The 727-nt window shown below is 57.2% G+C and carries 1 protein-coding gene; it reads left to right on the forward strand.

What is annotated here, in order from left to right; all coding sequences use genetic code 11:
• Positions 1–183 precede the first annotated feature (183 nt).
• Complete coding sequence (locus tag OKC30_RS21270) at positions 184–618, forward strand: MSHA biogenesis protein MshP (protein WP_270665446.1); 435 nt, start codon at positions 184–186, stop codon at positions 616–618.
• Positions 619–727 lie beyond the last annotated feature (109 nt).

Consider the following 727-nt stretch of genomic DNA (forward strand, 5'->3'; position numbering starts at 1 on the left):
GATTGGATCGGACATACTGAGTACAGTGAAACCAGAATAGAGCAATTAGATCACATCTTTAATCTGATTGGTATTACTTCTATCGGGAACCAGCCGCCTTCAACCAGAGCGAGGTGGGACTGCGACTGGAGTTCGAGCAGCGCGACGAGCACGTCGTCTTCCACCACAAGCTGGAGACCCTCAATGTGCCCTGACACTCCCTCCATGGTGAGGTCCCAGCGGGGCAGCGCCATCCTGATCGCCCTCTTCGTCATCGTCATCATGGCCCTGCTGGCGGCGGCCATGGGGCGTTTCCTGGTGGACAGCAGCGAGAAGCATACGGTGGAGGTACGCGGCGTGCGTGCCCTGATGGCAGCCCAGAGCGGGCTGGAAATTGCCCTCTATCGACTCTATCCCAATGGCCAGTGGCAAGGGCAGCAATGCGCCGCCAGCACCAGTCTCAGTTTCACCGATGCAGGACTGATTGGCTGCCAGGCCATCGTCACCTGCAACAAGGTGTCGGTGAGTGCCGCTGGCGCCACCCAGACCGCCTATGACTTCAGCAGCGAGGGGCGCTGCGGCGACCCGGAAACCAACAGCAGCCCCAACCCGCAATGCTGTTCACTTAAGAGAATTTGAGTTCCAGTCCACGTAGTATCAGGGCTAAAAATGAGGTTCATCGCGGCTTTCCGGGGAAGGCCGCCTTGATTTTCAGAAAAAAGTATTCTGAGTCCCTAAATCCATATGC

The sequence above is a fragment of the Aeromonas sp. QDB18 genome (assembly GCF_027705325.1).
In the GTDB taxonomy this organism is placed as follows: domain Bacteria; phylum Pseudomonadota; class Gammaproteobacteria; order Enterobacterales; family Aeromonadaceae; genus Aeromonas; species Aeromonas caviae.

What these genes read in the sequence shown, in the direction of transcription:
- OKC30_RS21270 (WP_270665446.1), top strand. Translation starts at nt 184, where the DNA reads ATGTGCCCTGACACTCCCTCCATGGTGAGGTCCCAGCGGGGCAGCGCC.